Below are 11,933 nucleotides of genomic sequence, written 5' to 3' on the forward strand. Positions count from 1 at the left end.
AAAATCGCGCCCGCCCTAGCTCAAATCCGGCGTATGGTCAAACAAACGCCTGTGTTCCTTGAGTGCATAAGTGTCCGTCATGCCGGCCAGGAAATCGGCAACACTGCGCGCCTTGGCGCGGTCCTCTGCCCGGTCGAGCCCTTCGCGCCAGCCATCCGGCATAGCGCGCGGATCGGCGAAATAGACGTCGAACAGGTCCCTGACGATCTGGTCGGCATCGGCGCGCACCCGCATGACCTCCGCATGCCGGTAGAGGTGCTTGTAGAGAAAGGCCTTCAGCTCCTTTTCCAATACGGCCGTCTCGGCGGAGAAGCTCACCATCGGCTCGCCGGCCGCCCTTACCGCTTCGGCGCTGTCGGGCTGGATGCGCGCCAGATTGGCCGTCGTCGAGACGATCACGTCCTCGACCATGATGGTGATCTGCCGGCGCATCAGCTCGTGGCCGGTGCGTACGTCATCGAGCGCCGGATAGCGCTGACGCACGCCCTTGAGGATCGATCCCGGCAGCGAGACGCCCTCCAGCATATCCAGCGTCAACAGCCCTGCCCTCAAGCCGTCATCGATGTCGTGGGTGTTGTAGGCGATGTCGTCGGCAATCGCCGCACACTGCGCCTCGATACCAGCGAAGCGGTCGAGCTCGAGGTCGTGCAGTTCGGAATAGTCGCGGATAGCCTGCGGCACCGGTCCCTTCAGCCCTTTCCCCTTGGCATCGGTCAGCGGGCCATTGTGCTTGACCAGCCCCTCCAGCGTTTCCCAGGTGAGGTTCAGCCCATCGAACTCGGCATAGCGCCGCTCCAGCCGCGTCACCACACGCAGCGACTGCGCATTGTGGTCGAAGCCGCCCCAGGCGGCCATCTTCTCGTTCAGCGCGTCCTCGCCGGTATGGCCGAAGGGCGTGTGGCCGAAGTCGTGCACCAGGGCCACCGCCTCGGCCAGGTCCTCGTCGCCGCGCAGCGCCCGCGCCAGAGCGCGTGCGATTTGCGCGACCTCGATCGAATGCGTCAGCCTCGTGCGGTAATGGTCGCCTTCATGTGCGACGAACACTTGCGTCTTGTGCTTCAGCCGGCGGAACGCCGTCGAATGGATGATGCGGTCGCGGTCGCGCTGGAACGGCGTGCGCGTCGGGCTTTCCACCTCGTCGAACAGCCGCCCGCGCGACTTCGCCGGGTCGCTGGCATAGGCCGCGCGCGGCCGATAGCCGAATCCGATGTCGCCCAACTCGTTGGTCATAGCGTATGCCACAGTTGACTTGCCCCGTCGCGCTTCATACCTATCATACGAAACCGAATGCAAGGTGACGCCCATGGGCGCTGATGCCAAGACCGCCATGAAAGTCGAGATGACCGACGCCGCCGCCAGGCGGATCGCCAAGATTGTAGCGAGCGAAGCCGGTAAGACGGCCGTGCGCGTTTCGGTCGAGGGCGGCGGCTGTTCCGGCTTCTCCTACAAGTTCGATCTGGTCGACAGGCGCAATGACGACGACGTCGCCATCGAAAAGGACGGCGCCACCGTGCTGATCGACGACCTGTCACTGGTCTATATGGGCGGCTCGGTGATCGATTTCGTCGACGATCTGATGGGCCAGTCGTTCCAGATCAGAAACCCCAATGCGGTCGCCTCCTGCGGCTGCGGCACCAGCTTCTCGATCTAGAAATGCCCGACATCGGCGCGGTCCGTCAGGTCGCGCTTTCCGCCGGGCGCGACCTTGATGCGACGCTGGCGTTCTGGCGCGAGGTGCTCGGCATGAACCTGCATGCGCGTTTCGATCCGCCGGGCATCGCCTTTATCATGGCCGGTGACGTGCGCCTGCTTTTCACCGACGGCCTGCCCGCCGGCACCGTCTATCTCGACATCTCGGGCCTCGAAGAGTTCCACGCTTCGGCCAAGGCCGCCGGCGTTCCCTTCACCGCGCCGCCGGCGCTCGTCGATCGCGACACCGAAGGCCTGTTCGGCCAGGCGGGGGAAAGCGAATGGATGGCCTTCCTAAAGGACCCGGCAGGCAATACGATCGGCCTTGTCGAACGTCATCCACCGGATCGCTAGTCTCCGGACCACCAGCCTATCGAGGCCGTCATGAAAATCGTCACCTGGAACATCAACGGCGTTCGCGCCCGCATCGGCAATTTGACCCATTGGCTGACGGAAAGCGCGCCCGACATCGCCTGCCTGCAGGAGATCAAGACGGTCGACGAGCAGTTTCCTCGCACCGAGATCGAGGCGCTCGGCTACAATGTCGAGACTTACGGCCAAAAAGGCTTCAACGGCGTCGCCATCCTGTCGAAGCTGCGTTTCGACGAGGTCAATCGCGGCTTGCCGGGCGACGATGCCGACGAGCAGGCGCGTTTCATCGAGGGCGTGTTCTCGACCGACAAGGGCGCCTTGCGCGTTGCCTCGATCTATCTGCCGAACGGCAACCCGATCGACGACGAGAAGAAGTTCTCCTACAAGCTTTCCTGGATGGCGCGACTTGAGCGCTGGGCCGAGGAGCGGCTTGCTCTGGAAGAGCCGCTGGTCCTGGCCGGCGACTACAATGTCATTCCCGAGCCGATCGACGCGAAGTATCCGGAAAACTGGCTAAGCGATGCGCTGTTCCAGCCCGCGACGCGGCAGGCGTTCCGGCGGCTGAAGAATCTCGGCTTCACCGAAGCCGTGCGTGCCGTCACCGACGCCCCGGACATTTTTACGTTCTGGGACTATCAGGCCGGCGCCTGGCAGAAGAACAACGGCATCCGCATCGACCACCTGCTTCTGTCGCCCGAAGCCGCCAACTGGTTTTCCTCGGCTTCGATCGAAAAACAGGTGCGCGCCTGGGAAAAGCCCTCCGACCACGTGCCGGTGGCGATCGATCTGGCGCTGCAGCCGGCCTGACCGGAGCTGCTGTCCGGCGGCACATTGATAGTTGACCTCTTATCGCCACAAATCGCGCGCTTGATGAGAAATCATCATGGTGGCTGGGGTTTCCATGACTACTCGATTTGCACTCTGCCCGATCGGCTGCGCGCTTGCGATGGCGGTGGCGACGCCGGCTTTTGCCGATGCAGAGTGCCTGGCTAACGGCAAATCATTCCAGATCGGCCGGGTCGCCTGCCTGACGCTTGCCGGCCAAAGCTACCTCGCCCGTTGCGAGATGGTGCTCAACAACACGTCCTGGACCAAGCAGCGGGATGGCTGCCCGGAGAACACGCTGGCCCCACATCTGCAGGGCACGCCGATCTCAACACCGGCGCCCAGCGGCATGCCGGCGGAACCGACCGACAATTGATCTAAAACGGAAATTCTGCCGACCTATTGGTCGCCGCCACCCTTGGTGAGGATGTCGTCGGCCAGCGAGATCGCGGTGCGGCGGTCGGCTTCGCCGGCGGCCGCAAACGCTTCTTCCTGCATGCCGCGGATCCATGGCTGGTCGGCGGGTGAGGCCCGTTCGAGCGCCGCGGTCATCATCGCCAGCCCCCGCACGATCTTGCCGCTTTGGAAAAGCAGGTTGCCGAGCGTCGCCTGCGCGCCCGCATGGCCCTTTTCGGCCGCCAGCTGGAACCAGCGTCCGGCCTGCTTGACGCTGGCCTTGACGCCGCCCTCACCCTTGAGGAACATCTGGCCCATCTCGAACTGGGCGTTCGGGTTGCGGTAGTTGGCGGCGGCGCGCATGTAATATTCCTGGGCCGCCACCTCGTTCTCCTCGACGGGGCTGCCGGGAATGCCCTTCCTCAGATAGTCGCCAAGCGCCACCAGCGCGTCCGAAACATAGCTTTCCTCGGGCGAACCGGGCTCGACATCCTGGTCGACGATCTCTGAGAAGAACTTGAATGCCGCGTAGTCGTCTCGCGCCACGCCATCGCCTTCGGCATACATGCGCGCAAGCTTCCAGGTGGCGCCGATCTGGCCGTTCTCGGCGGCATATTTATAGGCTTCCGCGGCCTGCTCCTTATGGCCGTTCTTGTAGGCGGAAAAGCCAAACTGGAACACCGCCCACGGGCTCGACTGCGGCTTCACGCCGGTCTTGTCGTCGAACACCTTGTCGTCGAAGGCCATGGCCTGGCCGACGGCGCCCAAGGTCGCGCCAAACGTGGCGAGCGCAACCAGTGCCGAAAGGACAGACGACCTCAACAACTCAGATGTCCGCATAGCAGTGTGTTTCTTTGGCACCGCCGGGATGGGTGACCGCGCCGTCGCGGGCAGATCCGACCGTCTGTGCGTATTTCCAGATCGCGCCCGACTGATAGTCGGTCGTGCGCGCCTTCCATGCCTTTGCCCTCGCAGCCAATTCGGCTTTAGACAATGCAACCTCGATCGTGCCGTTCACCGCATCGATCGAGATCAAGTCGCCATCCCTAAGCAGCCCGATCGGGCCACCCACTGCCGCTTCCGGCCCGACATGGCCGATGCAGAAACCGCGCGTCGCGCCCGAAAAACGCCCGTCGGTGATGAGCGCCACCTTGCCGCCCATGCCCTGGCCGTAGAGAGCCGCCGTCGTCGACAGCATTTCGCGCATGCCCGGGCCGCCGCGCGGACCCTCGTAACGGATGACGAGAACCTCGCCTTCGCTATAGTTACGGTGCGTAACAGCCTCGAAACATTCCTCTTCCGAATCGAAGCAGCGTGCCGGACCCGAGAATTTGAGTTCCGCCATGCCTGCGACCTTCACGATCGCGCCTTCGGGGGCAAGGTTACCCTTCAAGCCCACGACCCCGCCGGTCTGGGTAATCGGCCTATTGGCGGGACGGACCACATCCTGGCTGTCATTCCAGGAAACATGTTCCATATTTTCGGCCAAAGTGCGGCCGGTCACCGTCAGGCAATCGCCATGAAGATAGCCATGGTCGAGCAGCGTCTTCATCAAGAGCGGAATGCCGCCGGCCTCGAACATGTCCTTGGCGACGTATTTGCCGCCCGGCTTGAGGTCGGCGATGTAGGGTGTTTTCTCGAATATCTTGGCCACGTCGAAAAGATCGAACTTTATCCCGGCCTCGTGCGCGATCGCCGGCAGATGCAGCGCCGCGTTGGTCGAGCCGCCGGTGGCCGAGACCACAGTCGCGGCATTTTCCAACGCTTCTATAGTAACGATGTCGCGCGGGCGGATGTTCCTTGCGATCAGCTCCATGATCTTTTCGCCGGAAGCGAAATTGAAGCGGTCGCGCATCTCGTAGGGTGCCGGCGCGCCGCAGGAATAGGGCAGCGCCAGGCCGATCGCCTCAGCGACGGTGGCCATGGTATTGGCGGTGAACTGGGCGCCGCAGGAGCCGGCCGACGGACAGGCGGCTTGCTCGATCTCGAGCAGCTCGGCGTCGCCGATCGTGCCGACCGAATGCTGGCCGACCGCCTCGAACACGTCCTGCACGGTGATCTGCCGGCCACGGTAGCTGCCGGGCAGGATCGAGCCGCCATAGATGAAGATCGACGGTACGTTGAGGCGCACCATGGCCATCATCATGCCGGGCAGCGACTTGTCGCAACCGGCCAATCCAACCAGCGCATCGTAGCAATGGCCGCGCATGGTGAGCTCGACCGAGTCGGCGATGACCTCGCGCGACACCAGCGACGACTTCATGCCCTGATGACCCATGGCGATGCCGTCGGTGACGGTGATGGTGCAGAATTCGCGTGGCGTGCCGTTGGCGGCCGCCACGCCCTTCTTGACCACTTGTGCCTGGCGCATCAGCGAGATGTTGCAGGGCGCGGCCTCGTTCCAGCAGCTGGCGACACCGACCAGAGGCTGCGCGATCTCGGCCGCCGACAGCCCCATCGCATAGAGGTAGGAGCGATGCGGCGCCCGCTCGGGACCAACGGTCACGTGGCGGCTCGGCAGCTTGGCCTTGGAGATCGCTCTGGCGTCCATACTCGTCCTTGCCGCGGGCAGTGCGGCCTGCCTCTTCGCCTAGCCTTTTGGCGCATGTCCCGAGACAAGTTCGAGGTGCGCCGGGTTTATGGCGGGAAATAGGCAATGTTCCCGGGCGGCCGGGTGGCGCGAGGGTTGTTCAGAAACTGTTGCCAAAACGTCACAATTATCGGAGCGAACATCATGGGGGCAATTTGTTGCATTGGCCGAATGCCGGATGACGCACCGAACAAAACGGCCGGGCAACGCCCGGCCGTTTTGTCGTTTAAAATTTAATAGTTAGAACTTGATCTTGACGGAAGCCGAACCAGCGAGAAGCAGGTCGTTGCCGTAGGTATAGGTAACGGCATTTGCCACGTCGCCGACACCGCTGAAAGTCGATGACCCGCTCGTCAGCACACCGATCGAGCCGCCGAGCCTGACCTCGATCTGGTCGTTCGGCGAATAGGAGACGCCGCTGGCAACGGCCCAGGTATCCGACTGATAGCCGGAGGTCGTCGAGGTGCCGCGATCCCAGGTCAGCGAAACCACGCCCGACAATTGATCGGTGAACTTGTGCCCGATACCGCCCGTGACCGTCCAGCCGTCGCGATAAAGCAGGTCGAATGAAACGGGCGAGGGCAAACCGGTTACCGGACTGCGCACGCCATTGATGGCAATGACGCCAAGCTTGCTCCACTCCTGCCAGCGGATGGAACCAAAGGCCAGCCAGCCAGGAGCTATACCGCTCTGCAGCTTGAATTCCAGAGCCTGAGGTATCTCAGCCGACGCCGAGACTGGGTACACGCCGGTAGAGCCGGGAATCAGATCCGCTGGAAAGGCGCCCCTGAAGCCGGTCGTGTCGACGGTTCCCGACAGCCCGTCATATTTGTAGCTCGAAGAGTACATCAGGGTGGCGCGCAGGGCGATCTCGGGGATCTCATAGGCTGCGCCCGCACGCCAACCCCATGCCTCGTCGGATAGCTTGAAGACGCCGAGGCCGGTATTGCCGAAGGCGAGCAGTGTCTGACGGGAAAGAAACGCGTCTACCTGCTGGTAGGAGACACCGCCGATGAATCGTATGGCGCCCTTGCCGACGTTCACCTTATAGGAGCAGGTGAGACCGAAATCGTCTGTGTCGACGGCGTATTTGACCGCTGTCGGCGAATAGGCGTTGTTCATGCCGAAATTCGCGTCCGCACCATACGGTCTCGTATAGGTGGCAAGACAGTCTACGGGCTCAAAGATGTTGGCCTTGATGCCGACATGCGGCACCGCATAATCGCCACCAACGTCCACCGCCGATGTCGACAAACCCGAGCCATCGAGACGCTGCACATTCTTGAGTTTGCGCTGTGGCGAAACATAGGTGACGCCTGCGTCGAACGAATATGGCGCCGCGTCGAACAGCTGGTCGATATTGACGCCGCCCCGGTCAAAGCCCCCGGCTTGCACCGCCCCAGCCAAAGCCAGCGAAAAAGCCCCCGCGCCCAGCAGCACTTTCAGACGCGAATAACACATGAATCTCCTCCCCGAAATGTCCTTGCATCAAGCTAGAACCAATTCAGGTTAACGGCGCAACAACGAATTCGCCGTGCGTACATGTACAGCTTGGCTGAACGCATTTCCGACAAGGTGTCGGCCTTCTTACCGAGGCGGGAAAATGGCCGCCACAATACAGATCGACGAGAAAACTCGGGAAAAACCCCTAAATCACTATAAAACAGGGCATTTTGCGTGCCCAGTCAGCCATTGTTACATTACGGCAACAATGGGGCAAAAACATTCAGTTTGCCTCAAGATTTACGCTGCGGAATGCCCGTTTTCGTGGCAGGCGGCCTGTCTGGAAGGCAGATTCGTGACCGGCGAATCTATTGCGGCCAGCCGGCCCAATTTGTTTGATCAGCCGGCCCAATCTGTTCGATCAACCGGCCCAATCTGTTCGATCAACCGGCCCAATCTGTTCGATCAACCGGCATCACGCACCCGCGCCAATGCCACCGAAAGCTTCTCTTGCGCCTCGCGATATTCGGCGAGTTTTTCACGCTCGGCCTCCACCACCTCTTCCGGCGCGTTGGCGACGAATTTCTCGTTGGACAGCTTCTTGTAGAGCCGCGCTATTTCCTCGGTCACCTTGGCAAGCTCCTTGTGCAGGCGCGCTGCCTCGGCGGCAAGGTCGATCAGGCTGCCGAGCGGCAGGCAGATCGTCGCCTCGTTGACCACGATCTGGGCGGATCCCCTTGGTGGCGCCTCGGCGAGCGAGATGTCGCCGACCCGCGCCAGACGCTTGATAGCCGAGCCCTGACGCTCGAGCCTTTCGTGTGTCGCGTCGTTGGCGCCGATCACCACGAGCGGTGCGATAGCCGCCGGCGGCACGTTCATCTCCGAACGCACCGAGCGGATGCCGGAGACAAGGTCGACCAGCCAGTTGATATCGGCGGCGGCCGCCTCGTCCTCGAAGTCGGGCGACGGCCATGCCGCATGACAAAGCAGCGATTGCCGTTGCCTGCCCTCACCGGCGGTTTCGGCCCACAGTTCCTCGGTCATGAACGGCATCATCGGATGCAGCAGCTTGTAGATCTCGTCGAGTACGAAGGCGACGCATGCCCTGCTCTCGGCCTTGGCGGCCTCGTCGGTGCCCATGAACACCGGCTTCAGCAGTTCCAGGTACCAGTCGCAGAACTGGTTCCAGACGAACCGGTAGGCGGCACCCGCCGCCTCGTTGAAGCGGTATGAGGTGATACCGTCCGTTATGTCCCGCGCGGCTCGCGTCAGCTCCGTCAAGATCCAGCGGTTGACCGCCAGCTTGGCGTCCTGCAGCCAGAAATCGTCGTCGCGCGCCACTTCGTTCATCTCGGCGAAGCGCGTCGCGTTCCACAGCTTGGTGCCGAAATTGCGATAACCGGCAATGCGGGCCGGATCGAGCTTAACGTCGCGCCCTTGCGCTGCCATCACAGTCAAGGTGAAGCGCAGCGCATCGGCGCCGTATTCGTCGATGAGCTCGAGCGGATCGATGACGTTGCCTTTCGACTTCGACATCTTCTGCCCGTTCTTGTCGCGAACCAGCGCATGGACATAGACGGTATGAAACGGCTCCTGATCCATGAAATGGAGGCCCATCATCATCATGCGGGCGACCCAGAAGAAGATGATGTCGAAACCGGTCACCAGCACGTCGGTCGGGTAATAGGTCTTCAGCTCCGGCGTCTGGTCCGGCCAGCCAAGCGTCGAGAACGGCCACAGCGCCGACGAGAACCATGTATCGAGCACGTCCTCGTCGCGGGTCAGGATCTCGCCAGGCTGGAAATTCTCAAGCTTGTCCTCGACCCAGGCCTTCCACGGCCCTTCCAGCGCCAGATAATATTCGACGGCGGCACCGAGCGCCTCTTCCTCGGTCTTTTCGACAAAGACATGCCCGTCCGGCCCGTACCAGGCAGGGATCTGGTGACCCCACCAGAGCTGGCGCGAAATGCACCAGGGCTGGATGTTTTCCATCCAGTCGAAATAGGTCTTTTCCCAGTTTTTGGGCACGAAATTGGTACGGCTCTCGCGCACCGAGGCGATCGCCGGCTTGGCCAGTTCCGCCGCATTGACATACCACTGGTCGGTCAGAAACGGCTCGATCGGCACGCCGCCGCGGTCGCCGTGCGGCACGGTGTGGCGATGCGGCTCGACCTTCTCGAGAAAGCCGCCCGCCTGCATCAGCTCGACGATCTTCTTGCGCGCGTCGAAACGGTCCAGGCCGTCGAGGCCGTCCCATACGGCCTGGCGCTCCGGCGTCACGTCCAGTCCGGCGAGAAAGTCCTCATTGTCCTTGAGGCTCACCGCCGCATTGACGGTGAGGATGTTGACCGCCGGCAGCCGGTGGCGCTTGCCGACCTCGAAATCGTTGAAGTCATGCGCCGGCGTGATCTTGACCGCACCGCTGCCTTTTTCGGGATCGGAATACTCGTCCGCCACCACCGGGATCCTGCGGCCGACGATCGGCAGGATGAGGTTCTTGCCGACAAGATGCCGGAAACGCTCGTCGTCGGGGTGGACTGCGACAGCCGTATCGCCCAGCATCGTCTCCGGCCGGGTCGTCGCAACGGTGATGAAGGTCTTCGGATTTTCCGGATCGAAGGTCATGCCTTCGACCGGATAGCGGAAGTGCCAGAGGTTGCCGTTGACTTCCTGCTGTTCGACCTCGAGATCCGAGATGGCGGTCAACAGCTTCGGGTCCCAGTTCACAAGGCGCTTGTCCTTGTAGATCAGCCCTTCCTTGTAGAGCGTCACGAACACTTCGAGCACGGCCTTGGACAGGCCCTCGTCCATGGTGAAGCGCTCCCGGCTCCAGTCGGCCGAGGCCCCGAGCCGCTTCAGCTGGTTGAGGATGGCGCCGCCGGACTCGGCCTTCCACTCCCACACCTTGTCGATGAACTCATCGCGCGTCAGGTCGCGGCGGTGGATCTGCTTTTCCATAAGCTGGCGCTCTACCACCATCTGCGTGGCGATGCCGGCATGGTCCATGCCTGGTTGCCAAAGAACATTCTTGCCGCGCATTCGCTCGAAGCGCACCAGAATGTCCTGCAGCGTGTTGTTGAGCGCATGACCCATATGCAGCGAGCCGGTGACATTCGGCGGCGGGATGACGATGGTGAAGGCTTCAGCCCCCTCCTCGGCCCCGGCGCCGGCCCGAAAGGCGTCGGCCTCTTCCCAGATCCTGGCAATCTTCGGCTCGACGGCTTTGGCGTCGTAGGTCTTTTCGAGCATGGGAAAACGGTCCGCGCTGTCCGGAATTTGTGGTCCGGTGTAAATCGGAAGGTTGTTGCCAAGTCAACCGCAAGGGCGGCATGGCCAATAGATAGCGCCGGGATGGTTCGGTGCAACTCGCGGGACTGAATGTTGCGAGGCAATCGCTTCAGGTTTGCGCTGCCCCTCATTGCCCTGCCGGGCATTTCTCCCCGTATAGTGACGGGGAGAAAGACGCCTGTACTGAAGCTTTCGCCAGTCACGAACGTTGCGGAAAAGGCGCCTAAATTGCGGTCAACCCCTTCTCCCCGTCACTATACAGGAGGAGGTGCCGGCAGGCGGATGAGGGGCAGCGCCGACTTCGACAATTCGCCGGTCGAGCGCCGCCCATTGGCGGCTCTCCGAATTGCTACTGCGCGCCGCGCGCGACGCGCTCGATTTCCTCGCGCACCAGCCGCTCGACCAGCGTCGGAAGGTTGTTGTCCAGCCAGTCCTGCAGCATGGGCCGCAGCATCTCCTCGGCCATCTCGTCGAAAGTCTTCTTGCTGCGGCTGGCAAACGCGTCGGAAAGCTCGCCGAAGGCGGCGGCAACCTGCCGGCCCGTATGCTCCGAAAGGATTGCCGGACGTGCGGGCGGCGCCTCGCTGGCCGCCGGACGCGCCAATCCGATTTTCGACGATTCCGGGCCGATTTTCGAAGATTCCGGGCCGCTTTCCGAAAGCTCCGGCCCAATTTCCGAAGGCTCCGGCACAGGTCCAGCAGTCGCCTCGTTCTCGAAAACCTCGGCTTTCGGCTCGGCGTCCGGCGTCCGGAGTGGCTCGGCGCGCTCCGGCTTGGCCATCGCGTCGCCGACCGCCGCGATCTCGCGCCGCCAATCGGCAATGATGGTGTCGGTCGTCTCGGCAGCCTTGGCTGTCGCAGGCCGATCCGGCTTTGCGGGCGGTTCGGGAGCGGTGTTCACCTCAGCCAGCGTCACCGCTGCCTTTACCGGGCCGGCGCGCAGCGGCGTTTCCAGGCGCTCAATGACCGGCGCGGCCGTTGGCTGCACCTCGGCGCGCGTGGCCGGCTTGGCGATCTCCAGTCCGCCGCGCAGTTCGGAGCGGAACGTATCCCCCTCCGCTGCCCGTCCGGCTGCCGGCGCCGGCTGCAGATCCTGGCGCAGATCGTCCGCGTCGCCCGGCTGCTTGCGGCCGGTATCGCTGTCCTCGATGATCCTTCTGATGGAAGCCAGTATTTCTTCCATGGAAGGTTCGCGCTGTACGCTGCTTGCCGTCGCCATCGTCACATCCGCCGCCCTTGTGACTCGTTCTCAGATTTCCTGTCCGGCAATGCCGGATTCGAATCATGGCAACAGCGTAACCGACGGAACGGCTTGCGAGAATCCCCAATC

10 protein-coding genes are annotated in these 11,933 nt (G+C 62.6%); 4 read left to right on the plus strand and 6 right to left on the minus strand.

Annotation, left to right across the window (positions count from 1 at the left end):
• Positions 1-15 precede the first annotated feature (15 nt).
• Positions 16-1,230, minus strand: a complete 1,215-nt coding sequence (locus tag NKJ28_RS11055) for a deoxyguanosinetriphosphate triphosphohydrolase (protein WP_352635505.1) — start codon at positions 1,228-1,230, stop codon at positions 16-18.
• 73 nt (positions 1,231-1,303) lie between these two features.
• Between NKJ28_RS11055 and erpA the strand changes: the two genes are divergently transcribed.
• The 4 genes from erpA to NKJ28_RS11075 all read left to right on the plus strand — a co-directional run bounded on the left by erpA (position 1,304) and on the right by NKJ28_RS11075 (position 3,262).
• Positions 1,304-1,651, plus strand: coding sequence for an iron-sulfur cluster insertion protein ErpA (gene erpA, locus NKJ28_RS11060; RefSeq protein WP_031212336.1), 348 nt, complete (start codon positions 1,304-1,306; stop codon positions 1,649-1,651).
• Between the two features lie 2 nt (positions 1,652-1,653).
• Entirely contained in the window at positions 1,654-2,043 is a 390-nt protein-coding gene (locus NKJ28_RS11065) for a VOC family protein (protein ID WP_352635507.1), read from the plus strand.
• Positions 2,044-2,073: 30 nt separating this feature from the next.
• Complete coding sequence (xth, locus tag NKJ28_RS11070; protein ID WP_352635509.1) at positions 2,074-2,868, plus strand: exodeoxyribonuclease III; 795 nt, start codon at positions 2,074-2,076, stop codon at positions 2,866-2,868.
• A gap of 76 nt (positions 2,869-2,944) precedes the next feature.
• Positions 2,945-3,262 (plus strand): hypothetical protein, encoded by a 318-nt coding sequence (locus tag NKJ28_RS11075; RefSeq protein WP_352635511.1) that lies wholly within the window; start codon positions 2,945-2,947, stop codon positions 3,260-3,262.
• A gap of 23 nt (positions 3,263-3,285) precedes the next feature.
• Here the strand turns inward: NKJ28_RS11075 and NKJ28_RS11080 are convergent, their stop codons facing one another.
• The 5 genes from NKJ28_RS11080 to NKJ28_RS11100 all read right to left on the minus strand — a co-directional run bounded on the left by NKJ28_RS11080 (position 3,286) and on the right by NKJ28_RS11100 (position 11,822).
• On the minus strand, positions 3,286-4,122 hold the full coding sequence (locus NKJ28_RS11080) for a tetratricopeptide repeat protein (protein ID WP_023678939.1): 837 nt from the start codon (positions 4,120-4,122) through the stop codon (positions 3,286-3,288).
• On the minus strand, positions 4,109-5,833 hold the full coding sequence (gene ilvD, locus NKJ28_RS11085; RefSeq protein ID WP_352577585.1) for a dihydroxy-acid dehydratase: 1,725 nt from the start codon (positions 5,831-5,833) through the stop codon (positions 4,109-4,111). Before ilvD ends, NKJ28_RS11080 begins: the two co-directional genes overlap by 14 nt.
• Before the next feature lie 279 nt (positions 5,834-6,112).
• Complete coding sequence (locus NKJ28_RS11090; RefSeq protein ID WP_352568864.1) at positions 6,113-7,333, minus strand: outer membrane protein transport protein; 1,221 nt, start codon at positions 7,331-7,333, stop codon at positions 6,113-6,115.
• Between the two features lie 447 nt (positions 7,334-7,780).
• The gene (locus NKJ28_RS11095) at positions 7,781-10,564 is read right to left on the minus strand and encodes a valine--tRNA ligase (protein WP_352568865.1); all 2,784 of its coding nucleotides are present in this window, start codon (positions 10,562-10,564) and stop codon (positions 7,781-7,783) included.
• Positions 10,565-10,952: 388 nt separating this feature from the next.
• A complete protein-coding gene (locus tag NKJ28_RS11100; protein ID WP_352635514.1) occupies positions 10,953-11,822 on the minus strand; it encodes a DUF2497 domain-containing protein in 870 nt (289 codons plus the stop codon).
• Positions 11,823-11,933 lie beyond the last annotated feature (111 nt).

The sequence above is a fragment of the Mesorhizobium sp. M0145 genome (assembly GCF_040322355.1).
Lineage (GTDB): Bacteria > Pseudomonadota > Alphaproteobacteria > Rhizobiales > Rhizobiaceae > Mesorhizobium.